Below are 22,718 nucleotides of genomic sequence, written 5' to 3' on the forward strand. Positions count from 1 at the left end.
CTCAGCCCTTCACCACTGGGAAGCCGGTCGCCCGCCCCACCAATTCCTCCAGCTGGTCCGGTTCGGTCGTTTCCTGGCCGAGCCCGATGGTCTTGTTCGTGCCGTGGTAGTCGCTCGACCCGGTGCGGACCAGGCCCAGCTCGTCGGCCAGTTCGCGGGTGCGCGCCCGGGTGGCCGGATCGTGGTTGGGATGGTCGACCTCGACGCCGGTCAGCCCGCGGGCGGCCAGGTCGCGCAGCGTGTCCTCGCTGATCGTCGCGCCGCGGCTGAACGCGAAGGGGTGCGCGATCACGGTCACCCCGCCGGCCGCGGTGACCATGTCGATCGCTTCCTCGACCGGCGTGTCGCGGCGCGCGACGTAGTAGCCGCGGCGGCTGTGCAGGTAGTCGCCGAACGCCTCGTCGACGGAGCTGACCAGCCCGGCGCGGACGAGCGCCTGCGCGAGGTGCGGCCGGCCGGCGGGCGAGTCCTCCGGCAGCAGGCCCAGGATTTCGTCGGCGTCGACCGGGAGGCCGTCGGCGGCCATCCGCTCGGCCATCCGCCGCAGCCGGGTGCGCCGTTCGACGCGCAGCCGCGTCTGTTCCTCGACGATCGCGGGCGCGGCCGGGTCGAAGAGGTACGCGAGCAGGTGCACGCTGATCTCGTAGCCGGTTTCCGGGTCGATCGAGACCGTCGACAGTTCCGCGCCCGGCACCAGCGTCATCCCGGCGGGCAGGGCCGCGGCGGCCGGTTCCCAGCCCGCGGTGGTGTCGTGGTCGGTGATCGCGACGACGTCGAGACCGGCCCGCGCGGCAGCGCCGACGAGCTCGGCAGGGCTGTCGGTACCGTCGGAGGCCGTGGAGTGGGCGTGCAGGTCGATGCGCATCGGACTCATTCTCAACGATGCGCTGCGTCACCCCGGCGCCGGGACCAGTGCCGACGCGCTCCGGCGTCAGCCGACCGGCTTCTTGCCCCGCGCCGCGCGCTGCGCCTTGATCATCGAGAACCGTTCGGCCTGCTTCTGCTTGTCGCCGAACACCAGCTCGGAGATCGTGTCGTAGAACTCCTCGGGCCGCGGCAGGTAGTCGATCCGGTTCAGCGCCTGGATCTGCCCCGCCGATTCGACGACCATCGTGCCGTAGCCCAGCATCCGGCCCCAGGCCGAACGCTGGTAGGTGAGGTCGGTGACCTTGCTGATCGGCATCATCAGCACCTTGGTGGTGAAGACGCCGGTGGTCATCACGAACCGTTTGTCGGTGACGACCAGCCGTTCGACCCACCACTCGATGATCACGTAGGCGAACCGCAGCACCACCGCCAGCGCGACGTACCAGAGGATGTTCTGCACCACCCACATCGAGGGCGGCAGCAGATACGACACCAGCACGCACACGATCAGCAGCGCCGCTGCCTCGAACGTGTCCCAGAGGAGCACCGCCCAGTGGCGGCGGATCCGGATGACCCGCCGCTCGGTGTCGAGGAGGTACTCGTCAGGGTCGCGTGGCGCGAACATGGTCCGAGGGTATCCCCTGCCGTCAGTGGAAGATGTTGCTGACGAACGTGATCACCGATTCGGCCGAGCTGCGGAGGAAGTCAACAATGTTGCTGACAAGACCGGCAGCATGGCCCGGCTGGGCGATCACGAAGAACAGCACCAACGCGATACCCACGAGTCCCGCAAGCTTCTTCGCGTTCACAGCGATCAATCCCGTCTCTTCCATGACACCCGGAAAACTGACTTTCTACGTTGTACCGCACTGACCACTCACGCGGGAGGAAAGTCCCGCGCATGGGTCAGCCAGGCGCTCGAAGTGTACCGTACGGCTACTCTCCGTGTACAGGTTCCCGAACGCTAGGGGGTGCGCCCGGGGTCGGTTACCGTCGCGGGATGGACGGCCTCGAGCGCTGCGTCGGCGGCATTGTGTTCGACGACCAGGGCAGACTCCTGCTCATCCGGCGCGCGCACGACCCGGGGAAAGGCCAGTGGTCGCTGCCCGGCGGGCGGGTCGAACCGGGCGAAACGGACCACGAAGCCGTCATCCGGGAGCTCCGCGAGGAGACCGGGCTGGACGTGAGACCGCACACATTGACCGGCTCGGTCGTCCGCGGCTCCTACGACATCCACGACTACGAATGCACGTGGACCGGCGGAACCCTCACCGCGGGCGACGACGCCACCGACGCGCGGTGGGTCAACTCGGCCGAACTGGTCAATTTAGACGAAGCGGGCCACCTGGTGGACCAGCTCCTGGTGACGTTGCGTGACTGGAATGCGTTGCCCGCCGCGTAACCCGGAGCGGTCAATTCCGTATTGCCCCGGGCCGCGTCCGCGATTCGGAACGGATTGCGGAGTTGGCGGAAAGTTTCGCAGGCGTTCAAGCATCCGCGATGAGCACGGAAAATGCGCGGAACGCGTATTCGATATTGCCGGACGCGCATCGGTAGCCCCAGCCCGGCCGCCGCGGAGTGGTGTGACTGAAGGGGTGACTGTGACACAGGTTACGCACGGTGCAGGACGGCGTCGTGAGTGGCGATCCCGGTTCTAACCGTGATCGCCACTCACGAGAGCCAGGTCATCCGCTGGCCGTGCGGAGCCGTCCGGGCCAGCGCGCGGGCCTGCGGCTTCCCGTCGGCCCAGGTCGTCAGGCCCAGCACCGCCATCGCGGGCTCGCCGATCGAGGACAGGTCGTCCCGGCCGGGAAGAACCGTCTCCAGCCCGGCCCGGTAGAACTCCTGGCTCACCCACCACACCGGCCGGGTCGAGGACAGCCGCGCCAGTTCGGCCACGAAATCCGCGCGCCGGTCTCCGACGTACGCCAGCGCGTGGCTGGTCAGCACCACCAACGGCAGTTCAGCGGGCAGTCGCGAAGCCGCCGAAGCCAGGTCGTCCACCGCGTCCCCGGCGATCAGTTCCGGGGCGTGCTTCCGCTGTTCCGCGGCGGCCGTGCGCAGCAGCCGGATCCGGTCGACCTGATCCGCCCAGACGCACGCCTCCAGCCAGGCCAGCTCGTCCTCGTCCGAGAGGTCCACCGGAGCCCGGTCCAGTCCTGCCCGGGCCGCCACCGCGACCTTCTTGGGCAGCTTCGGCAACCGAGCGCCCGAGGCGACGTCGATCGAGCAGTGCAGCCCGACCGCGGCCTTCGCCGGGCCGGCCGTGAGCTGTTCGCCGCCGTCGCACTGGTAGCGGTAGCCGAACCGGTCGAGCCCCAGCAGCAAGCCCGCGCTGCAGCCGACCTCGAGCAGCGCGATCTTGCCGCCCGCCTCCTTCGCCGCCGCCGCGACCGCCGGGTACAGCAGCGCGGCGCGGCGCACCTCGTTCGTCTGCGTGTAGCGCGTCGAGATGATCTCGCGGGCCTGGTCCGCGCGCTCCAGCAGGAACGAGCGGAACAACGGCCAGGTCTCGCCGTCGACGCCGTCGAACCCGCCGACCGACGGGTAGTACCGCGACAGCGGGTGGATCGGATCCGCCTGCACCAGCCGGTGCGCGGCGGCGAACAGCAAGGTGCCGCGCGCTTCGCCGTCGCGGGCGTCGGTCAGCAGGGCGGCGACGTCGTCGTCCTCGGCCGCGTGCGTCGCGAGGTGGTCATACAGCGGCGAAACCCCGCGCGCCTCCACCTCGGCGAAGTTGCGCAACCGGCGCTTGATCTCTTCCAGGGCGATAGCCACCCGTGCTCCTCTTCGCGGCGGATCGATCACTCGTGCGGCGTCGGACGGCCGGGCTGCTCCCCGCCGCGGGTGTCGCCGTAGGACCGCTTCGGCACCATCACTTTGCGCCGGAAAATGCACACGATGGTGCCGTCCTGTTTGTACCCTCGCGTCTCGACGTACACCACTCCCCGGTCGTCCTTGGACTTCGACGGGGTCTTGTCGAGCACCTCGGTCTCGCCGTAAATCGTGTCGCCGTGGAACGTCGGCTTGACGTGCTTGAGCGATTCGACCTCGAGGTTGGCGATCGCCTTCCCGGACACGTCGGGCACCGACATGCCGAGCAGCAGCGAGTAGATGTAGTTGCCGACCACGACGTTCTTGCCGAAATCGGTCGTCTCGCCCGCGTAGTGCGCGTCCAGGTGCAGCGGGTGGTGGTTCATCGTGAGCAAGCAGAACAGATGGTCGTCGTATTCGGTGACGGTCTTGCCGGGCCAGTGCTTGTAGACCGCGCCGACCTCGAACTCCTCGTAATACCGGCCGAATTGCACGCTTGCGCCTCCTGTCCGGGTAACACCTGCCGAACCAGGTGCGACACGTATCCGTGGTGAGGAGTACCCTCGACCATCGGTGATCGCGCGTCAACGCGACCCCTGCCACTTCGCACGCCTTGGCGTGCCCCGGCCGAAAGGAGGTGAGGGACCGCTCATGAGCAGTGGTGATAGTCCGCTCCCTAGTAGTACGTGCGTTCCCGCCTCGCCGGCCGGCCGTTTTTCCTCCTGGTAGGCCCGCGTCCGGGAACTCACGGTGCCGCCGGACGGACGCCGCAGTCCGCCTGGCCGTCGTCTTCGTGCTTCACGACGTCTGCCCAGGAGAACCCATGCCTGCCATTCCCTCGCTAGGCGGCCTTCGCGGCCGCGGCAACAACCGGGCCAAGGCCAATCTCGACCGGCCGATCCCGGTGCCGCTGTCGGCCTATGTCGTCGACTGCGCGGTGTATGTCGACGGCAAGCGGCTGCCCGGACGCTGGACGCACGCCGAGGCGATCCGCGAGGTGCGCAAGCGGCACGCGGGTTTCGTCTGGATCGGCTTGCACGAGCCCGATTCCGACCAGATCCAGGGCATCGCGGACACCTTCGGCCTGCACGAACTGGCCGTCGAGGACGCGCTGGAGGCACATCAGCGGCCGAAGCTGGAGCGCTACGACGACACGCTGTTCCTGGTGCTGAAGACAGTCCGCTACGTCGAGCACCAGTCGCCGACCACGGCGAACGAGATCGTGGAAACCGGCGAGCTGATGGTGTTCCTCGGCCGCGATTTCGTGATCACCGTCCGGCACGGCAACCACTCCGGCCTGGCCCGGCTGCGCCGTGACCTCGACGAGGATCCGGAGCGGCTGTCCCTCGGCGCGGCGGCGGTCGTGCACGCGATCGCCGACCACGTGGTCGACCACTACCTGGAGGTCACCAGCCGGATCGAGGCGGACATCGACGAGATCGAGGCGCAGGTCTTCGCGCCGCGGTCGTCGGTGAGCGCCGAGCAGATCTACCTGATGAAGCGGGAAGTGCTCGAACTGCGGCGCGCGGTGGTCCCGCTGGCCACGCCGGTGTCGCGGCTCGCCGAGGGCTACACGCGGCTGGTGCCGGACGAGGTGCGGTCGTATTTCCGCGACGTCGCCGACCACCTCGCCACCGTGTCCGAACGCGTGGCGGCGTTCGACGAACTGCTCAGCACCCTGGTCGACGCGACCGTCGCGAAGATCTCGCTGCAGCAGAACACCGACATGCGCAAGATCACCGCGTGGGCGGCGATCATCACGGTGCCCACGATGATCGCGGGCATCTACGGCATGAACTTCGACTACATGCCCGAACTGCACTGGCAGTTCGGCTATCCGATCGTGGTCACGGTCATTCTCGCGATCTGTCTGCTGCTGTACCGAATATTCCGGAAGAACGGCTGGTTGTAGCCGCCCCTCGCGGTCCCCCTTTTCTTCCCCCGGTTGCAGGAGGTTTGTCTCGTCATGTCCCGGTTGCTGTCCAACCTCAAGTTCTGGGCTCTCGCGCTGTGCCTCGTCTGGATCGTCGGCATCGTCGCGATGATCGCGCTCAACCCCGGGTTCGCGCACGGCATGAAGTGACGCCGCGCGCGCCGTAACCTTGGCGCATGCCGAAAGCGCTGGTGGTGGCCGACGAGGCCGACGAGCGGCTGTGGACCCCCGCGGTCCGCTCGCTGCGGGTCGACCTCGTCGTCGCCGCCGGCGATCTGCCGTTCGCGTATCTCGAGTTCCTCGCCGGCATGCTCGACGTGCCGTGCGTGTTCGTCCCGGGCAACCACGACCCGGACCTGAGCGGCTTCACCCGCTACGGCGGACTGTCCATGAAGGACGGTTTCCCGACCGAATGGCCCGGCCCCGCGGGCGGGATCAACGCCGACGGCCGGATCGTCGACGTCGCCGGGCTGCGGATCGCCGGACTCGGCGGTTCGATCCGCTACCGCGACGGCCCGAATCAGTGGACGCAACGGCAGCAGGCGCGCCGCGCCCGGCGGCTGGAGCGGCGGTTCCGGTGGCGGAAATGGCGGGACGGCAACGGAATCGACATCCTGCTGACGCATTCGCCGCCGCGGCATCTCGGCGACCGCGAAGACCCGCCGCACCAAGGTTTCACCTGTCTGCACCGCACGATCGAGACCCTGCGACCGCAATGGTTGCTGCACGGACACATCCATCCGCACGGCGAACCGGTGCCCGACCGCGTGGCCGGCCGCACCCGGATCCGCAATGTGGTGGGCTATCAGGTGATGGAGTTCCCGCGATGACCCGACCGACCGGTTTCCCGCGCGCCGACGCCGAAAACGACTTCCTCCGGGCCCGCCGTCGGCAGGTGCTGTCCCGGCTTTCCACGTGGCTGCGCCGGGAACCCGACGACGTCAACATCATGCTGCCGTTCCACGAGGTGGTGCAGGCGCTCGGTTACGTCAGCGAGGCGCGGATCGGGACCCGGGTGATCGCCTTGGACTCGATCGTCGGCACCGTCGACCGGAGCCGCGATTTCGACCGCCGCTTCCGCCCGACCTCCGCTCGCGTCCGGCAACGCTGGGAACGCCTCGCGCTGGCCGCCCGCCGCGGCGAGGCGATCCCGCCGATCGAGGTGTACCGGGTCGGCGAGCTGCACTTCATCATCGACGGCCACCACCGGGTTTCCGTCGCGCTGGCGCAGGGACTGTCCACAATAGAAGCTTCGGTGACGGTCGTGCGCACCAAGCTGAACCCGAGCGGCATCCGGTATCGCGGCGACCTGATCGTGAAGGACTACCGGCGGCTGTTCCTGGAACGAGTCCCGCTGTCCGGGCACGCCCGCGCCTCGGTGCTGATGACGGATCCGTGGAACTACGCCCAGCTCGGCGAGCACGTCGAAGCGTGGGGTTTCCGGCTCATGCAGGACGAAGGCCGGTTCACCGACCGCGCGACCATCGCGCAACGCTGGTTCGACGAGGAATTCACGCCGGTGGTGGCGATGCTGCGGCAGGCCGATCTGATCGGCGACCGCACCGAGGCCGAGGCGTATCTGTGGGTCGCGTGCGAGCGGTACCGGCTGATCCGGACGCACCGCTGGGACGAGGAGGTCATCGAAACGCTGCGGTCCCAGCAGTGACTTGTCAGGCCGACCTTGACGTGTCAGGCTAGTCCTGACACTGGGAGGTTCGCGATGACTTCGTACTGCTCGTTCTGCCTCAAACCGGCCGACGAGGTGGCCAAACTGATCGCCGGCGCGGGGGTCTACATCTGCGACGGCTGCGTCGGACTCTGCGCACAGATCCTGGCCGGGAAACACGAGCCGGGGACGCCCGAGGTGACGCTCTGGGAGCGGAAATCGGACGAGGAGATCCTGGAGAGCATCCCGCGGATGGCGAAGGTCAGCGCGCAGACGGACGCGCGGATCCAGGAGCAGGTCGATTTGCTGCGGACGCGCGGCGTGGCATGGGCACGCATCGGCGAGGCGCTCGGGGTGACGCGGCAATCGGCCTGGGAGCGGTTTTCCGCCGAGCGGAAATGAGACCGGCCCCCTCCCGTGTGACGGCGGAAGAGGGCCGATCGATCTCAGTGGCTGGTGGCCAGCCGGGCGAGCCGTCCCCCCTCAAGGCAGCTCGCCCGGCCTCGCGTCGGCAGGTCAGTCGCTGGGGATGACGGCCCACAGGATCAGGTACGCGACGAACTGCGGCCCCGGCAGCAGGCACGACAGCAGCGCGAGCACCCGGACCTTGCCCGGCGTGGTCCCGAAGCGACGGGCGAGCCCGGCGCAGACGCCGCCGATCATGCGCCCCTCTCGCGGCCGGCTCAGCCGGTTGGTGACAGGTGCGGACATCGTGTTCCCCTCCCGTTTGGGTTCGTACCTCTATGTCACCACGTGCGGCGGCCGGGCACATCGCTCCGCGGGACGATCCGGACCCCTAAGGGGGTGGGGTCCGGTAGGGGAGCACCTCGGGGTCGGCAAGGGAACTCGCAGGTCAGCGGCCTGCCGCCAGCCATTCCTCACTGACGCAGCCCTCCTCGTAGGCCCAGGAACCGTCCGCCTTGCCCGCTTCGAGCGCACGCTTCGCGCCGGCGAGGTCCGCTCCCGGCGGGACCGTGAACCCGACCATGGCGAATTGGCTGAGCCCTTCGCCCTCGAAGCCGAACGGGGCGAAGTGGTCGATCACTCGGCCCAGGTCGCCCGCGAACGGGCCGTCCGCCCGGACAATCAACCGGATCGTGCAGTTCCCGGACCACTCCAGCCGTTCGACCGGCCGCAGCACGCCCTCCTCGTCCCGTTCGACGCGGAAAACGTCGCCCTCGGCGGCGTTCCGGGCGAACCAGGGAACGTTAGCCAGCCGGACGTGGTCCGGGCGGTCGAGCGGAACCGCCCACAGCCCTTCCCGGCTCACCGGCGGCCAATCGTCGTCCTCGGGCGGGAGTTCGAACACGACCTTGACGGGGGACGGCTGATCGAGAGCACGGGGCACTGGGACAGCTTGCCATCGCCGTCGTGCGGCGAAACGGGTTCCCCGGAACGTCTCCGACCAGCGGTGATGACTCAGCGAAGTGTGGGATTTCCCGGCGGGGGCTGGATTTTTCGCCACTCACGGTGATACTGCACCCCGTGCGTAACCCACTCGGAGTCCTCGCCGTCGGCTGTTCGGTGCTTCTCGCGGGAGCCGGATGTTCCGCGGAGTCTGCCCCGACGACGGAGCAGGCGCAGTCCGCGCCGGTGCCGTTGACCGCGATCTCGGCGCTCGGGGACTTCGCCACGCTCGACTACTGCAGCCTGCTGGACCCGAAGCGGCTCAAGAACTCCACTGCCGACACGCCCGATTCGTCGTTCACCGCGTGCCAGGCGGATTTCGTGCAGGCCGGGCGCCCCCGGACGGTCACCATCGGTCCGCTCGCCGCCGAGCGCGATCCCAATGTGCAGGCCTACGCGTATCCGGGCAAGGTGCCGGACGGGGTTTCCGTGCAGCAGGCCGGTTTCGTGCCGGAACGCACGTGCGGGCGGGCGATCACGTTCGCCGACGGGGTCCGGCTGGCCGTTTCGATCACCGACGGCGACGACCGCGGCAGCGCCGAGGACCGGTGCACCGCTGCGGACGACGTGGTCGGCGGCGTGCTCGACGCGGTGTCCGGCAACCGGGTGCGGCATCCGCACCTGCCGGACCGCTCGTGGGGGCGGGTGGATTCGTGCGCGATTCTCAGCGCGTCCGGGGCGCAGGGCGGCGACGCGACGGCCGGGCTCGCCGGGCATTCCTGCATCCTCGACAAGGTGAGCCTGGAGTTCGCGGTGGTGCGGCAGGCTCCGGCGGGGCCGGCGGAGACGCTCGGCAACCGGGTGGCCCGGGTGGCGGCCGACGGGGCGTTCTGCCGGGTGCGGACGGTGCAGCCCTCCCCCGCCACGCCGGGGCGCGCGGAGCAGGCGACAGTGAGCGTGGTCGACACCAGCGGCGCCGGCGGGGAGGCGGCTTGCCCCGCCGCCCGCACCGCCGCGGCGACGATCTTTTCGCGGATCCCCTGAGCGTCCGGGAAGGGCTCCGTGAAGTCCTTCCCGGACCGCTAGGTCAGTCGGAGTAGGTGAGGTTCCGGCCGTCGGACGGGTCGAAGAGTTTCACCTTGTCCGCGTCGAACCAGATCTGCAGGTCCTGGTTCTCCGCGGCCGCCGATTCGGCCGACAGCCGGGCGACGATCAGCGATTCCGCGCCGGGGACGTCGGCCGAACCGCTGTCCGCGGCCAGTTCCGCGAGTTCGGCCGAGGTCGCGGTTTCGCCGTCCACGGTGAAGTGCGCGAACTTCTCCGAACCCATCGACTCCAGCACGTCCACGTGCGCGGTGAAGGTCGCGCCCTCGCGGCCCGATTCGACCAGGGCGGCGTCCTCGAAGTGTTCCGGGCGGATGCCCATGATCACCTCGCGCGGGGCGTTCGCCGCCTCGGCCATCCGGCGGATCCGGTCGGTCAGCGGCGTGATGCCCAGCGAACTGCGCAGCTGGCCGTTCTCCAGCGTCGCGGGAACGAAGTTCATCGACGGCGAGCCGATGAACCCGGCCACGAACAGGTTCGCCGGGTTGTCGTAGAGGAACTGCGGCGAACCGATCTGCTGCACGTACCCGGCCCGCAGCACCACGACGCGGTCGCCGAGGGTCATCGCCTCGGTCTGGTCGTGCGTGACGTACAGCGTGGTCGTGCCGAGCTGCTTCTGGATCTTCGACACCGACGTCCGCATCTGCCCGCGCAGTTTGGCGTCCAGATTGGACAGTGGCTCGTCCATCAGGAACGCCTTGGGGTTGCGGACGATCGCCCGGCCCATCGCCACGCGCTGCCGCTGCCCGCCGGACAGGTTGGCCGGTTTGCGGTCGAGATGCTGGGTCAGGTCGAGAATCTTCGCCGCTTCCTCCACTTTGGACCGGACGATCTTGTCGTCCACTTTGGCCAGCCGAAGCGGGAACGCCATGTTCTCCCGCACGCTCATGTGCGGATACAGCGCGTACGACTGGAACACCATCGCGATGTCCCGGTCCTTCGGGGCCTTCTCGTTGACCCGCTTGCCGTCGATGCGCAGTTCGCCCGAGGAGATGTCCTCCAGGCCGGCGACCATGTTGAGCGTGGTCGACTTCCCGCAGCCGGACGGGCCGACCAGGATGATGAACTCCCCGTCGGCGATCGTGATGTCCACTTCGGACACCGCGAGCGCGCCGTCGGGATAGCGCTTGGAAACCTTGTCGAGAACGATTTCAGCCATGGGTCAGCCCTTCACCGCACCGGACGTCAGCCCCGCCACGATGCGACGCTGGAAGAACAACACGAACAGGATGATCGGCACCGTGATCACGACCGCGGCCGCGCACACCTGGCCGGTCGGGTCCTCGAACTGCGAGGACCCGGTGAAGAACGACAACGCGGCGGGCACCGTGCGCGACGACTCGGTGGACGTCAGCGAGATGGCGAACAGGAAGTCGTTCCAGCAGAGGATGAACACCAGGATCGCCGTGGTGAACACGCCCGGCGCGGCCAGCGGCGCGATCACCTTCCGGAACGCCTGGGCCGGCGTCGCGCCGTCCATTTTCGCCGCCTTTTCCAGCTCCCACGGGATTTCCCGGAAGAACGCGGACAGCGTGTAGATCGACAGCGGCAGCGCGAACGTGATGTAGGGCAGGATCAGCCCCGGCCAGGTGTCGAAAAGGCCGAGCCCGCGTTCGATGTTGAACAGCGGGGTGACGAGCGATACCTGCGGGAACATCGCGATCAGCAGGGAAAGCCCGACCAGCACCTGCTTGCCGGGGAAATCCAGCCGGGCGATCGCGTACGCCGCCATCGTGCCCAGCACCACCGCGATGACCGTGGAGATCACCGCGATGCCGATCGAGTTCACCAGCGCGTGCAGGAACTCCGTGGTCTGGAAAATGTCCGCGTAGTTCTGCAGCGTCCATTCCGTCGGGATGAAATTGCCGTCGGTGAGCGTCGCTTTCGTCTTGAACGACAGCGAAAGCACCCACAGCACCGGGACGATCGCGAACACCAGCACCAGGATGTCGAGCAGGCCCCAGCCGACCTTGCGGCCGGTGGTGACCGCACCTCCGATAGCCATCAGCGCTTCCCCCCGTCGTCCGTGCCGGGCGCGGCGGTGCCGAACACCTTGATGAAGAGGAACGCGATGATCGCCACCGTGATGAAGATCAGCACCGCCATCGTGGAGCCGATCCCGAGGTTGAGCCCCTTGACCAGGTTGTCGTAAGTCTGCATGGACACCGATCCGGTGTCCTGCGCGCCGCCGGTCAGCACGTAGATGTTGTCGAAAATGCGGAACGCGTCGAGCGTGCGGAACAGCAGCGCGACGAGGATCGCCGGTTTCATCACCGGCAGCATCACCTTGGTGAACCGCTGCCACGCGGTCGCGCCGTCCATCGCCGCGGCCTTCAGCAGGTCGTCCGGCACCAGCGCCAGCCCGGCCATCAGCAGCAGCGCCATGAACGGCGTCGTCTTCCACACCTCGGCGAGGATGATGATGAACAGCGACGGCCACTGGTCGGTCAGCGGCGCGGCGCCTTCGCCGAGCAGGTTCGCCAGGTACCCGGTTTTGGGCGTCCAGGCGAAGTACCACGAAAACGCGGCCACCACCGTCACGATGCCGTACGGGATCAGCGCGACGGTGCGCACCAGTCCGCGGCCGACGAGCGTGCGGTGCATGATCAGCGCGAGCCCCATGCCGAGCACGAATTCGATCGCCACCGACACGACGGTGAGGAACATCGTGGTGCCGAAGGCGGTCCACCAGTAGGAATTCGTGAGCACCGCGGCGTAGTTGTCGAAGCCGATGAACTCGTGCTTCGCCGGGAACCGCAGGTCGTAGCGTTGCAGCGAAAGCCAGACCGAATAGATGATCGGGTACCCGGTCACCGCAATCATCACGAGGAACGCGGGCGCGCAAAGCCACAGCCCGAGCCGCCGTTCGGCCTTCTTGCCCTCGGAAAGCGCGGGCTTTCCCTTGCGGTGCGCCGCTTCGTGGGCGGGCGCGGCGGGATCCTGGACGGTCACGGGATCACTCCCTTCGACTGGAGCGCGTCATCGAGCTGTTCCCGCAGTTTCCGCGCGGTCGTCTGCGGATCGATCGCCGACGGCGGGGAAAGGATCTTCGACATCACCGTGGACGCGTTCTGGTACACCGGCGTGAGCGGGCGCACCGCGGCGGTTTTCAGCGCCGACAGAATGGCGTCGCGCATCGGGTACTTCTCGGCCATGTTCGGGTTGTCCGCCGACACCGGCTTGGCCGGGTCCACCGGGGTGTCGTCGTGGTACACCGACTCGATGGTCGGCGGCACCCCGTCGTTGATCGCGGACACCTTCTGGTTTTCCTTGCTGCGCAGGCACAACGCCGCTTCGTAGGCCTCGGGCTTGTGCTGCGAGTAGGCGCTCACCGCCAGGTCGAACCCGCCGATCGTGCTCTTCGCCGGAATGCCCGGCTTCGCCTGCGGATAGACCGACCACTTGAAGTGCGACAGGTCCTTCGGCTTCTCCTCGGCGTAGGAGGCGTACACGAACGGCCAGTTCAGCTCGAACGCGGCGTCGCCGCGCTGGAACGTCCGCCGGACGTCGTCCTCCTTCTGGTTCGTCAGCGACGCGTCGGTGATGCCCGACGACGTGATCTTCTTCAGCAGCTCCAGCGCCTGCACCGCGCCCTCGTCCATCACGACGGATTTCCCGTCGTCGGACAGGATGTGCCCGCCGAGCGATTCGACCAGCGTGTTGTAGATGACGACCAGGCCCTCGTACTGCGCGCCGGTGAACACGATCGAATACGGCTTGTGCTCGCTCTTGAGCCGCTGCGACATCTGCATCATCTCGTCCCACGTCTTCGGCGGGGCCGGGGTGATGCGGTCGTCGTACCAGAGCAATTGCACGTTGGTGTTCTTCGGCGCGGCGTACAGCTTTCCTTGATACGTCGCGGTTTCCAGCGGGCCCTTCAGCACGCCCTCGGACGCGGCCGCCTTGTGCTCCCCGGTCCACTCGTCGATCCAGCCCGCCTCGGCGAACTCCGAGACCCAGGTGACGTCGAGGCCGAGCACGTCCATCGACGTGTCGCCGGCGGCGAGCCGGCGCGCCATCTGGATCCGCTGGTCGTCCGAACCGCGCTGCAGTTTGTTGTAGACGATCCGGTACCGCCCGGCGGCGGTCTTGTTGCAGTTGTCGACGACCGTCTGGAAATGGTCCTCCGGGGAGTAGTAGACGTTGATCGTCGTCCCGGAAGCCGTTCCGCACCCCGCCACCAGGCCGGTGCTCACCAAGCCCGCGGCGAGCAGTGCCGCCGCGCGCGTAGGCCCCCGTTTCTTTCCGCTGGGCCGTTTCTTCCCCATCCAAGCCTCCTCGCCCATGTGCACCCGGTGCCTTCCGACACCGCCCCCAGAAAGCACGCCGCGGCGAGGCGGACCCGAGCCAGCACCCCGACGTGCCAGTTGCCGGCAGGCCGCGCTGGAGGACACGACCGGCCAACCGGTGTCGGTCAACCTATGCCCGGCGATCACCGGCCGCAAGCAGGGTCGGTAACGATTCAGCCAGGTGCGCGCGAACCATCGGGAAGACGGGTGAAAAAGTCCCGTGGGCGGTTATGCCGTCGCGGGCGGCGGGCGCAGCGCCAGCTTCGCGAGCAGCTCGCGGCCCTGCTCGGCGCTGCGCGGCTGGCACAGCACGTCGTACCGGCCGGCGACCAGCTGGCTGGCCGACGAGAAATCGCGGCGGCCGCGCGAGGCGCGGTAGCCGATCGCGGAGAACGCCAGCCCGGACAGCACGCCCAGCACGAGCCCGGTCAGCAGCTGCAGCGTGAATCCGCCCTGGTTGACGAACATCCCCAGCAGCAGTCCGGCGAACAGGCCGAACCACGCGCCGGACATCGCGCCCGCGGCGAGCACCCGGCCCCACGACAGCCGGCCGATAACGCGTTCGACCAGCATCAGGTCGACGCCGACGATCGTCACGTCGGTGACCGCGAACTCGCTTTCGGCCAGGAAGTCGACGGCCTGCTGCGCCTCGCCGTAGGTCGAGTACGACCCGATCGGCCAGCCGGTGGGCGGCGTCGGGAGCCGCGGCAGCCCGGCCGGGCCCTGACCGCCACCAAAGGGACTGCTCACCATCATCACCTGCGCTCGTCCGGTCCGAGGGTTCCATCTTGTCAAGAACCGGCGGAGCGCGCGAACTCCGGCGAAGCGGGGTCAGGCTTTGTAATCCCGCAGAAGGCCGCGGCTGATGATGGTCTTCTGGATCTCGCTGGTGCCTTCGCCGATGAGCAGGAACGGGGCCTCGCGCATGAGGCGTTCGATCTCGTATTCCTTGGAGTAGCCGTAGCCGCCGTGGATCCGGAACGCTTCCTGGGTCACCTCGGCGCAGTACTCGCTGGCGATCAGCTTCGCCATCCCGGCCTCGACGTCGTTGCGCGCACCCGAATCCTTGAGCCGGGCGGCGTTCACCATCATCAGGTGCGCGGCCTCGACCTTGGTCGCCATCTCCGCGAGCTTGAACGCGATCGCCTGGTGCTGCGCGATCGGCTTGCCGAACGTCGAACGCTGCTGCGCGTAGGCGATCGCCAGCTCGAACGACCGGATCGCGATCCCGCACGCCCGCGCGGCCACGTTCACCCGGCCGACCTCGACGCCGTCCATCATGTACGAGAAGCCCTTGCCCGGAGCCTCGCCCAGAACCTTGTCCGCGCCGATCTTGAAGCCGTCGAACACCGCTTCGGTGGTGTCGACGCCCTTGTAGCCCATCTTGTCGATCTTGCCCGGGATCGTCAGACCCGGAAGCACCTCGCCGAACCCGGACGGCTTCTCCACCAGGAATGTGGTGAGGTTCTGATGCGCCTTCTCCGCGCCCTCGTCCGTCTTCACCAACAAGGCGATCAGGTTGGAGGAACCGCCGTTGGTCAGCCACATCTTCGCGCCGTCGATCACGTAATCGTCGCCGTCGCGCCGCGCCCGGGTCTTGATCGCCGCCACGTCCGAACCGAGGTCCGGCTCCGACATCGAGAAGCTGCCGCGGACCTCGCCGGTCGCCATCCGGGGCAGGAAATGCTGCTTCTGCTCCGGCGTCCCGTGCTGCTTGATCATGTGCGCCACGATGAAGTGCGTGTTGATCACACCGGACACGCTCATCCAGCCGCGCGCGATCTCCTCCACCACCAACGCGTAGGTCAGCAGCGATTCGCCAAGACCGCCGTACTCCTCCGGGATGGTGAGCCCGAACAGGCCCATCTCCTTCATGCCCTCGACGATCTCCGCCGGGTACTCGTCGGCGTGCTCCAAAGCCTGCGCGTGCGGAATGATCTCCTTGTCCACGAACGACCGCACCGTGGACAGAATCTCCTGCTGCACGTCAGTCAGGCCGGCGGTCCGGGCGAGACGGGCCATCACTGGGCTCCCTTCGGCGGCGACGCCGGCTCCCGGCGCTGGGTTACCGGGGAGTATGACTGGTTCCCGCCGGAGCGGCTATGAGGGTGCTCACGCCGGGCCCCGGTTTCCCCCGTTAAGGTGCGGACAAGGCGCTGATCCACCCGAAACCGCGAGAAGGATCCCGATGAGCGAGGCCAGCGAGGACCGGGACGAGCCCTCCGGCCGCGACAGCTACGTGCACCCGTCCTACGAGCATCAGCCCTATCCGCCGCGGGGTCCAGCACCCGGCGCGGGGCTCGCCCTCGGGTCGCTGATCTGCTCGATCGCCGGATTCGTGCTGTGCGCGCCGATGGCCGTCGCGGGGATCGTGATGGGGCACGTCGCGTTCCACCGGGCCCGGCGCGGCCGCGGCGCCGGCGGCGCGCTGGCGCTCGCCGGATTCGTGATCGGCTACGCGGCGGTGATCGTCTGGAGCATCGTCACTCCGCTGATCGTGCGCGCACTGGTCCAGTCCGGGATTTTCGACTGATGCCGCCGCGATTCCCGGTAGCGTCGTCCTTCGAACCCGGCACCCCGAGGGAGCCCCGATGACCACTCCGTCCGACCGCGATCCGGCGCCGTACGACCCGCCGCCGACCGCGGACCCCGCTCCGTACGAGCCGCCGGCCGAGCCCGCGCCGTACGAGGCCCCGGCGGACGCTCTCTCGCCCACCGCGGAGGCCGGCTCGCCCGTTCCGCCGCCGGGCTGGACCGCGCCCGACCCCGGCCCGGTCGCGGTGCTGCCCGGCGAACCACCGGCTCCCGCCGCGGTGCCGCAGGCTGTTGCGCCGCAACCGGATCCGTTCGCGCCGCCGCCCGCGTACCAGGGATTCCCGGCCCCGCCCCCGTACGGCGCGGCCTACCAGCCGTACCCGCGCACCAGCGACAGCGGGCTCGCGACCGGCGCGCTCGTGTGCTCGCTGCTCGGCCTGGCGACCTTCGTTCTCGCGGTCCCCGGCCTCGCGATGGGACACGTCGCGCTGTCCAAGGCCAGCCGCAACGAAGCCGGCGGACGCACCATGGCGCTGGCGGCCGTGGTGCTCGGCTACGTGGCGCTCGCGCTGTGGGTCGGATTCTTCGGGACGCTGCTGGTCCTCGGCCTCAACGGCTACCTCGACAGCTGATCCGGCACGTCGCTGGCCTCGCCCTCGCGCGGGGCGACCTGGCCGTTGCCGACCTTCTCCGGTTCCGACTCCGCGGACGTGCGCGGTTCCGGCGGTTTCGCGGCCGGTTTCGCCGCGGGGTCGGTCCGCGCGTCCAGGAACCGCAGCAACTCCACCGGGAACGGCAGCACCAGCGTCGAGTTCTTCTCCGCCGACACCTGCACCACCGTCTCCAGCAGCCGCAGCTGCAGCGCCGCCGGGGTGTCCGCCATCGTCGCGGCGGCCTGGGCGAGTTTGTGCGACGCCTGCAGTTCGCCGTCCGCGGAGATCACGCGGGCGCGGCGCTCGCGTTCGGCCTCGGCTTGGCGCGACATCGAGCGTTTCATCGACTCCGGCAGCGCGACGTCCTTGATCTCCACCCGGTCGATGTGGATGCCCCAGTCCAGCGCCGGGCTGTCGATCATCAGCTCGAGGCCCTCGTTGAGCCGTTCGCGGTTCGACAGCAGGTCGTCCAGGTCGCTCTTGCCGATGATGGACCGCAGCGACGTCTGCGCGACCTGGCCGATCGCCGACCGGTAGTCCTGCACGTGGACCGCGGCCAGCACCGGGTCGACCACCTTGAAGTACACGACCGCGTCCACCCGGACCGTGACGTTGTCCCGGGTGATCCCGTCCTGCGCGGGCACCGGCATCGTCACGACCTGCATGTTCACCTTCTGCAGGCGGTCGGCGACCGGCAGCAGGAAGGCGAGCCCCGGCTCGCGGACCTGCGGCCGCACCCGGCCGAACCGGTACACCAGCCCGCGTTCGTACTGCTTGACCACGCGGACCGCGGAGGCGAGCCACACCCCGCCCGCGACGGCCACTGCGCTGGCAACCTCGACGATCATGGCAGCTCCCGGGTTCGCCAAAACCCTTATCCGTTCACTGTACGCGCGCGCGACAGCCCCGGAAACGGTTTGCGCGGCCGACCAGGATGGGCGTTGTGACCGTTTTGGAAATCCCGCCCGCCTTCGCTGAACGCGCCCCCAAGGTGCTCGGTCCGGAAGCCGTTCCGTGGCTCGCGTCGCTGCCCTCGCTCGCGCGGCGGTACGCCCGGAAGTGGGAGCTGGAGTTCGAGGACACCGCCCGGCACGGCTACGTCGGCGTCGTCCAGCCCGCCCGGCGCGCGGACGGCTCCCGCGTCGTGCTGAAACTCGGCTGGGTGGAAGAAGAATCCCGCGACGAGCCGCTCGCACTGTCCACCTGGGCCGGTCGAGGAGCGGTGCTGCTGCACGAATCCGCGCCCGAGGACGGCGCGATGCTGCTGGAACGGCTCGACGACAGCCGGACGCTGGAGGGCGAACCGCTGCTGCCCGCCGTCGAAATCCTGAGCGAACTCGCGCGGCGGCTCGCAGTGCCCGCGCCCGCCGCGCTCACCCGCACGCTGTCCGGCGTCGCGGAGGAACTGCTCGAAGAGCTGCCGCGATCGTGGCGCGACCTGGGCGAACCGCTCCCCCGCCGGGAGCTGGACGCGGCGCTGGAGGTCTGCCGCGATCTCGGTCCAGAATCCGGAAACGCGCTGGTGAACGACGATCTGCACTACGAGAACGTGCTGTCCGGCACGCGCGAACCGTGGCTGGTGATCGACCCGAAGCCGATCGCGGGCGATCTCGAATTCGGCGCGCTTTCGTTGCTGTGGAACCGGTTCAGTGAATCCACACTGGACTCGAAGCTCGCCGCGAGCGGTCTGGACCGCGACCGCGCCAAGGCCTGGACGCTCGTCCGCGCGGTGCAGAACCGGCTGTGGCACGCCCAGGACCTGGTGGATTTCGGCGGATTGCCCGAGGACGACGACGGTCCCTCCGCCGACGCGCTGCCCGTGCTGACCCGATGGGCGATGGCCGGCTGAGAATTCGCCGAGTCGCGGCGCGAGCGCACTCGGGCGCCAGCCGATAGTGTCGGCCCCATGGCAGGCACAAACCGGGTTTACGCAGCACAGCTCGCGGGTCTGCCGGTGTTCGGGCCCGACGGGGAGTCGATCGGCAAGGTCCGCGACGTCGTCGCCGGGCTCCGGCTGGACCAGCAGCCGCCGCGGATCCTCGGCATGGTCGTGGAGCTGGCGACCCGGCGGCGGGTCTTCGTGCCCATGCTGCGGGTCACCTCGATCGAACCGAACGCCGTGACGCTGGCCACTGGTTCGGTCAACATGCGGCATTTCCACCAGCGGCCCAACGAGGTTCTCGTGTGCGGCCAGCTCCTCGACGCGCACGCGACGCTCACCGGCGCGGACACCCGGGTGACCGTGGTCGACGCGGCGATGGAGCCGACCCGCACCCGCGACTGGGTGCTGGCCAAGCTCGCCGTGCGCGAGCGGTCGACCCGGCTCGCGCTGGGCAGGCGGCGCACCGCGATGCGGGTGCTGCCCTGGAGCGAGGTCTCCGGGCTCGGCCTCACCGACCTGACCGGACAGCCGCAAGGCGCGGCCCAGCTGCTGATGCTGTTCGACACGATGCGCGCGGTCGACGTCGCCGCGACCGTGCGCGACCTGCCGATCAAGCGCAGGCACGAGGTCGCCGACGCGATGGACGACGAGCGGCTCGCGGACGTCATCGAGGAACTGCCCGAGGACGACCAGAAGGAACTGCTGGCCTATCTCGCCGAGGAACGCGCCGCCGACATCCTCGAGGCGATGAACCCGGACGACGCCGCCGACCTGCTCGCCGAACTCGCCCCGGCCGAGCAGAGCAGGCTGCTGGAATTGATGGAGCCGGAGGAATCCGCGCCGGTCAAACGGCTGCTGGCGTATTCGGCGGACACCGCCGGCGGCCTGATGACGCCGGAACCGGTAGTGCTCACGCCGGACGCGACGATCGCCGAGGCGCTGGCGCACATCCGCAACGCCGACCTCCCCGCCGCGCTCGCCAGCATGGTGTTCGTGTGCCGTCCGCCGACCGAAACGCCGACCGGCCGGTTCGTCGGCGTCGTGCACTTCCAGCGGCTGCTGCGCGAACCACCCGCCGAACTGGTGGCCAGCGCGGTGGACACCGACCTCACCGCGCTGCGCCCGGAGGCGACGCTGTCCGAGGTCAGCCGGTACTTCGCGGCGTACAACCTGGCGTGCGGCCCGGTCGTCGACGCCGAGGACCACCTGCTCGGCGCCGTCACCGTCGACGACGTCCTCGACCATCTGCTGCCCGACGACTGGCGCGAAACCGGACTGCACGACGTCGCCGACGGTGCTGATCTCCAGGAGGCCGACCGTGGCTGAACTCAGGACCGGCCGCAGGCTCGACCAGCCGCGCAGCCAGGCCCGGCTGCGGCTGAACATCGACCCGGACACCTTCGGCCGGTTCACCGAGCGGATCGCGCGGTTCCTCGGCACCGGGAAGTACCTGTTCTGGCAGACGCTCATCGTGGTCGTCTGGATCACGCTGAACCTGGCCGCGGTGTCGCTGCGGTGGGACCCGTACCCGTTCATCCTGCTCAACCTGGCGTTTTCGACGCAGGCCGCGTACGCCGCGCCGCTGATCCTGCTCGCCCAGAACCGCCAGGACGACCGGGACCGGGTGTCGCTGGAGGAGGACCGCACGCGCGTCGCGCAGACCAAGGCCGACACCGAGTACCTCGCCCGCGAACTGGCGGCGCTGCGGCTGGCGATCGGCGAGGTCGCGACCCGCGACTACCTGCGCAGCGAACTCGACCGGCTGCGCGACGATCTCGACGTGGACCCCAAGCCGCGCAAGGCGAAGCAAAGCTGAACTGGGCAGTACGTACGATGGAAGCGTGACTGGTACACAGCAGCTCCCCAGCGTTGACGACGTCCGCACCGCGCTGAAGGACGTGTACGACCCGGAAATCAAAAAACCGATCACCGACCTCGGCATGGTCAAGGACGTGGCGGTCGGCGACGACGGGCTGGTCACCGTCGGGATTTACCTCACGGTCGCGGGCTGTCCGCTGAAGGCGACGCTGACCGAGGACACCAAGAAGGCCGTCTCGAAGCTCCCCGGCGTCGCCGACGTGCGGGTCGAGCTGGACGTGATGAGCGACGAGCAGCGCACCGAGCTGCGCAAATCGCTGCGCGGCGACGCGGCGGAGCCGGTCATTCCGTTCGCGCAGCCGGGTTCGATGACGCGGGTGTACTGCGTGGCATCGGGCAAGGGCGGCGTCGGCAAATCGTCGGTGACGGTGAACCTGGCCGTGGCGATGGCCGAGCGCGGGCTGTCGGTCGGCGTGGTGGACGCGGACATCTACGGCCACTCGGTGCCGCGCATGCTGGGCGCGCGCGAGAAGCCGACCAAGGTCGACACGATGATCATGCCGCCGCAGGCGCACGGCGTGAAGGTGATCTCGATCGGCATGTTCACGCCGGGCAACACGCCGGTCGTGTGGCGCGGCCCGATGCTGCACCGCGCGCTGCAGCAGTTCCTCGCCGACGTGTTCTGGGGCGACCTGGACATCCTGCTGCTGGACCTGCCGCCGGGCACCGGCGACATCGCGATTTCGGTGGCGCAGCTGATCCCGAACGCGGAAATCCTCGTGGTGACCACGCCGCAGCAGGCCGCCGCCGAGGTGGCCGAGCGCGCCGGAGCGATCGCGATGCAGACGCGGCAGCGCGTGGCGGGCGTGATCGAGAACATGTCGTGGCTGGAGACCCCGGCCGGCGAGCGCATCGAGGTGTTCGGCGCGGGCGGCGGCCAGACGGTGGCGGATTCGCTGTCGAAGTCGGTGGGCTCCACGGTGCCGCTGCTGGGCCAGGTCCCGCTGGACCCGCGGCTGCGCGAACAGGGCGACGAGGGCACGCCGATCGTGCTGGCCGAACCGGACGCGCCGGCTTCGCTGGTGCTCAAGGACGCGGCGAAGCAGCTGTCGGTCCGGGCGCGCGGGCTGGCCGGGATGATGCTGAACGTCAGCCCCGCCGGGCGCTGATTCTCCCGCAGCACAAGAGGCGTGCACCTTCTCCAGGTGCACGCCTCTTTTCGTGCGCTCAGGAAGCGTGCACCGTCACCAGCAGCGTGCCGGATTCGCGCAGCGTCACCTTGGTGTCGCCCGGCTTCGTCACGGTCCAGTCGATGTCCTCGGGCTTCTGCGCGGACACGTCGGCCGACTTGTCCGGCAGGCCCTGGACGTCGATGTTCTGCGACTTGTCCGAGGTCACCTTGATCTTCACCTTGTTGCCGACCTTGACGTCGACGACCCCGGCCGGAGGAGTGACCTTCCCGCCCTGGTAGGAGACGGTGACCAGCACGTCGACGCCTGCCTCGCCGGTCTCCGCGCCGCGCTTCACGTTCGGCTGCTCGCCGGTGGCTCCGCCGTTGCCGGGAGCGCTCGACGGAGCGTTCGACGGGGCCGAAGAGGACGGCATCGCCGGGGCGGGCACCGAAGTGTAGGTAGCGGGCGCCTTGGTGCTGGGCTCGTCGTCGGCACTGCACCCGGCGACGGCGAGGGCGGCCGCAGCGATCGTTCCGGCCAGCGCAGCCGCACGGCGTGACATATCGGGAACCTCCAGGGTCGGTTGAGCTGATGCCCTGAGGCTACCCAGCCTGATCAGCGCGTCGCGCGTCGGCTTC

27 protein-coding genes are annotated in these 22,718 nt (G+C 69.0%); 12 read left to right on the forward strand and 15 right to left on the reverse strand.

Annotated features, from left to right (window positions below; all coding sequences use genetic code 11):
- Position 1: 1 nt before the first annotated feature.
- Genes F9C12_RS18260 through F9C12_RS18270 form a run of 3 tightly spaced genes read right to left on the reverse strand, consistent with a single transcriptional unit; the run spans position 2 to position 1,700 of the window.
- A complete protein-coding gene (locus F9C12_RS18260) occupies positions 2–874 on the reverse strand; it encodes a PHP domain-containing protein (RefSeq protein ID WP_409466686.1) in 873 nt (290 codons plus the stop codon).
- A gap of 57 nt (positions 875–931) precedes the next feature.
- Positions 932–1,492, reverse strand: a complete 561-nt coding sequence (locus F9C12_RS18265) for a PH domain-containing protein (RefSeq protein WP_009072960.1) — start codon at positions 1,490–1,492, stop codon at positions 932–934.
- Positions 1,493–1,514: 22 nt separating this feature from the next.
- The gene (locus F9C12_RS18270; RefSeq protein ID WP_037815868.1) at positions 1,515–1,700 is read right to left on the reverse strand and encodes a hypothetical protein; all 186 of its coding nucleotides are present in this window, start codon (positions 1,698–1,700) and stop codon (positions 1,515–1,517) included.
- A gap of 167 nt (positions 1,701–1,867) precedes the next feature.
- Here F9C12_RS18270 and F9C12_RS18275 point away from each other — a divergent pair, with 167 nt between their 5' ends.
- Positions 1,868–2,269 (forward strand): NUDIX hydrolase, encoded by a 402-nt coding sequence (locus tag F9C12_RS18275; protein WP_409183176.1) that lies wholly within the window; start codon positions 1,868–1,870, stop codon positions 2,267–2,269.
- A gap of 269 nt (positions 2,270–2,538) precedes the next feature.
- On the opposite strand, the gene F9C12_RS18280 is transcribed toward F9C12_RS18275, so the two are convergent.
- Together F9C12_RS18280 and F9C12_RS18285 are read right to left on the reverse strand one after the other, a co-directional pair.
- Positions 2,539–3,645 (reverse strand): DUF2332 domain-containing protein, encoded by a 1,107-nt coding sequence (locus tag F9C12_RS18280; RefSeq protein ID WP_409466687.1) that lies wholly within the window; start codon positions 3,643–3,645, stop codon positions 2,539–2,541.
- Between the two features lie 26 nt (positions 3,646–3,671).
- Positions 3,672–4,175, reverse strand: coding sequence for a MaoC family dehydratase (locus F9C12_RS18285; protein WP_037353308.1), 504 nt, complete (start codon positions 4,173–4,175; stop codon positions 3,672–3,674).
- Positions 4,176–4,504: 329 nt separating this feature from the next.
- On the opposite strand from F9C12_RS18285, the gene corA reads away from it, so the two are divergent.
- The 4 genes from corA (at position 4,505) to F9C12_RS18305 (ending at position 7,682) form a co-directional block, all read left to right on the forward strand.
- A complete protein-coding gene (corA, locus tag F9C12_RS18290) occupies positions 4,505–5,593 on the forward strand; it encodes a magnesium/cobalt transporter CorA (protein WP_409183179.1) in 1,089 nt (362 codons plus the stop codon).
- Between the two features lie 197 nt (positions 5,594–5,790).
- A complete protein-coding gene (locus F9C12_RS18295) occupies positions 5,791–6,444 on the forward strand; it encodes a metallophosphoesterase (protein WP_409183180.1) in 654 nt (217 codons plus the stop codon).
- A complete protein-coding gene (locus F9C12_RS18300) occupies positions 6,441–7,280 on the forward strand; it encodes a chromosome partitioning protein ParB (RefSeq protein WP_409183181.1) in 840 nt (279 codons plus the stop codon). The genes F9C12_RS18295 and F9C12_RS18300 overlap by 4 nt, the downstream gene beginning before the upstream one ends.
- 54 nt (positions 7,281–7,334) lie before the next feature.
- The gene (locus F9C12_RS18305; RefSeq protein ID WP_409183182.1) at positions 7,335–7,682 is read left to right on the forward strand and encodes a ClpX C4-type zinc finger protein; all 348 of its coding nucleotides are present in this window, start codon (positions 7,335–7,337) and stop codon (positions 7,680–7,682) included.
- Between the two features lie 114 nt (positions 7,683–7,796).
- Here the strand turns inward: F9C12_RS18305 and F9C12_RS18310 are convergent, their stop codons facing one another.
- Positions 7,797–7,991 carry a PspC domain-containing protein gene (locus F9C12_RS18310; RefSeq protein ID WP_409183183.1) on the reverse strand — a complete coding sequence of 65 codons (195 nt, stop codon included), beginning with the start codon at positions 7,989–7,991 and terminating at the stop codon, positions 7,797–7,799.
- A gap of 142 nt (positions 7,992–8,133) precedes the next feature.
- A complete protein-coding gene (locus F9C12_RS18315) occupies positions 8,134–8,628 on the reverse strand; it encodes a DUF4265 domain-containing protein (RefSeq protein WP_409466688.1) in 495 nt (164 codons plus the stop codon).
- A gap of 137 nt (positions 8,629–8,765) precedes the next feature.
- Here F9C12_RS18315 and F9C12_RS18320 point away from each other — a divergent pair, with 137 nt between their 5' ends.
- Positions 8,766–9,671 (forward strand): hypothetical protein, encoded by a 906-nt coding sequence (locus F9C12_RS18320; RefSeq protein ID WP_409466689.1) that lies wholly within the window; start codon positions 8,766–8,768, stop codon positions 9,669–9,671.
- A gap of 43 nt (positions 9,672–9,714) precedes the next feature.
- Here the strand turns inward: F9C12_RS18320 and F9C12_RS18325 are convergent, their stop codons facing one another.
- The 6 genes from F9C12_RS18325 to F9C12_RS18350 all read right to left on the reverse strand — a co-directional run bounded on the left by F9C12_RS18325 (position 9,715) and on the right by F9C12_RS18350 (position 16,042).
- Positions 9,715–10,890 carry an ABC transporter ATP-binding protein gene (locus tag F9C12_RS18325; RefSeq protein ID WP_409183186.1) on the reverse strand — a complete coding sequence of 392 codons (1,176 nt, stop codon included), beginning with the start codon at positions 10,888–10,890 and terminating at the stop codon, positions 9,715–9,717.
- A 3-nt stretch (positions 10,891–10,893) separates the two neighbouring features.
- Complete coding sequence (locus F9C12_RS18330; protein ID WP_409183187.1) at positions 10,894–11,736, reverse strand: carbohydrate ABC transporter permease; 843 nt, start codon at positions 11,734–11,736, stop codon at positions 10,894–10,896.
- Positions 11,736–12,683, reverse strand: coding sequence for a carbohydrate ABC transporter permease (locus tag F9C12_RS18335; protein WP_409183188.1), 948 nt, complete (start codon positions 12,681–12,683; stop codon positions 11,736–11,738). Before F9C12_RS18335 ends, F9C12_RS18330 begins: the two co-directional genes overlap by 1 nt.
- Positions 12,680–13,999, reverse strand: coding sequence for an ABC transporter substrate-binding protein (locus F9C12_RS18340; RefSeq protein WP_409466690.1), 1,320 nt, complete (start codon positions 13,997–13,999; stop codon positions 12,680–12,682). The genes F9C12_RS18335 and F9C12_RS18340 overlap by 4 nt, the downstream gene beginning before the upstream one ends.
- Positions 14,000–14,248: 249 nt before the next feature.
- Positions 14,249–14,776 carry a general stress protein gene (locus tag F9C12_RS18345; RefSeq protein WP_167442160.1) on the reverse strand — a complete coding sequence of 176 codons (528 nt, stop codon included), beginning with the start codon at positions 14,774–14,776 and terminating at the stop codon, positions 14,249–14,251.
- 75 nt (positions 14,777–14,851) lie between these two features.
- Positions 14,852–16,042 (reverse strand): acyl-CoA dehydrogenase family protein, encoded by a 1,191-nt coding sequence (locus tag F9C12_RS18350; RefSeq protein ID WP_409466691.1) that lies wholly within the window; start codon positions 16,040–16,042, stop codon positions 14,852–14,854.
- A 166-nt stretch (positions 16,043–16,208) separates the two neighbouring features.
- Here F9C12_RS18350 and F9C12_RS18355 point away from each other — a divergent pair, with 166 nt between their 5' ends.
- Both F9C12_RS18355 and F9C12_RS18360 read left to right on the forward strand, forming a co-directional pair.
- A complete protein-coding gene (locus F9C12_RS18355) occupies positions 16,209–16,553 on the forward strand; it encodes a DUF4190 domain-containing protein (RefSeq protein WP_409466692.1) in 345 nt (114 codons plus the stop codon).
- 58 nt (positions 16,554–16,611) lie between these two features.
- On the forward strand, positions 16,612–17,187 hold the full coding sequence (locus F9C12_RS18360) for a DUF4190 domain-containing protein (protein WP_409466693.1): 576 nt from the start codon (positions 16,612–16,614) through the stop codon (positions 17,185–17,187).
- On the opposite strand, the gene F9C12_RS18365 is transcribed toward F9C12_RS18360, so the two are convergent.
- On the reverse strand, positions 17,172–18,056 hold the full coding sequence (locus F9C12_RS18365; protein WP_409466694.1) for a slipin family protein: 885 nt from the start codon (positions 18,054–18,056) through the stop codon (positions 17,172–17,174). The genes F9C12_RS18360 and F9C12_RS18365 overlap by 16 nt on opposite strands.
- A 95-nt stretch (positions 18,057–18,151) precedes the next feature.
- Between F9C12_RS18365 and F9C12_RS18370 the strand changes: the two genes are divergently transcribed.
- Genes F9C12_RS18370 through F9C12_RS18385 form a run of 4 tightly spaced genes read left to right on the forward strand, consistent with a single transcriptional unit; the run spans position 18,152 to position 22,077 of the window.
- A complete protein-coding gene (locus F9C12_RS18370) occupies positions 18,152–19,057 on the forward strand; it encodes an aminoglycoside phosphotransferase family protein (RefSeq protein WP_409466695.1) in 906 nt (301 codons plus the stop codon).
- 57 nt (positions 19,058–19,114) lie between these two features.
- Positions 19,115–20,416: a magnesium transporter MgtE N-terminal domain-containing protein gene (locus tag F9C12_RS18375; RefSeq protein ID WP_409183195.1), complete on the forward strand. Its 1,302-nt coding sequence runs from the start codon at positions 19,115–19,117 to the stop codon at positions 20,414–20,416.
- Positions 20,409–20,906 (forward strand): DUF1003 domain-containing protein, encoded by a 498-nt coding sequence (locus F9C12_RS18380; RefSeq protein ID WP_409183196.1) that lies wholly within the window; start codon positions 20,409–20,411, stop codon positions 20,904–20,906. The genes F9C12_RS18375 and F9C12_RS18380 overlap by 8 nt, the downstream gene beginning before the upstream one ends.
- 25 nt (positions 20,907–20,931) lie before the next feature.
- Positions 20,932–22,077, forward strand: coding sequence for an Mrp/NBP35 family ATP-binding protein (locus tag F9C12_RS18385; RefSeq protein ID WP_409183197.1), 1,146 nt, complete (start codon positions 20,932–20,934; stop codon positions 22,075–22,077).
- Positions 22,078–22,135: 58 nt separating this feature from the next.
- Here F9C12_RS18385 and F9C12_RS18390 read toward each other — a convergent pair whose 3' ends face one another.
- Complete coding sequence (locus F9C12_RS18390) at positions 22,136–22,642, reverse strand: hypothetical protein (RefSeq protein ID WP_409183198.1); 507 nt, start codon at positions 22,640–22,642, stop codon at positions 22,136–22,138.
- Between the last annotated feature and the right edge of the window lie 76 nt (positions 22,643–22,718).

This window comes from Amycolatopsis sp. GA6-003, assembly GCF_046267895.1.
Classification (GTDB): domain Bacteria; phylum Actinomycetota; class Actinomycetes; order Mycobacteriales; family Pseudonocardiaceae; genus Amycolatopsis.